This is a genomic window from Staphylococcus sp. HMSC62D11 (assembly GCF_001839145.1).
GTDB lineage: Bacteria > Bacillota > Bacilli > Staphylococcales > Staphylococcaceae > Staphylococcus > Staphylococcus lugdunensis.
In genome coordinates this window covers 1-277 of the sequence record NZ_KV840188.1, presented here as the reverse complement: position 1 = coordinate 277, position 277 = coordinate 1, and the positions used below count along the sequence as shown (strand labels likewise).

The 277-nt window shown below is 39.0% G+C and carries 1 pseudogene; it reads right to left on the bottom strand.

Annotation, left to right across the window (positions count from 1 at the left end):
- Window positions 1-277: pseudogene (locus tag HMPREF3267_RS06920) on the bottom strand (hypothetical protein); the annotation flags it as partial.

Sequence of the window (277 nt, the reverse complement as noted above, 5' to 3'; positions counted from 1 at the left end):
TCGCCTTTAGCGCCTTTTGGTATCGTCATTGTTTTACCGTCTGTAAAGGTTACAACTGTATCTCCATTTGCTTGTGGTGTAATTGTACGGATACCTATTGACGTACCATTTTGACCTTTTGGTATTGTAACTGATTTGCCGTCACTAAAATGAACTACTGTATTTCCAGCTTTATCTGTTCCTGTAGATGTGATACTGATAGATGTTCCGTTTTGACCATTTTCTCCACGATCACCTTTGTCTCCTTTTGGTATCACAACTGTTGTGTTATCTGAGA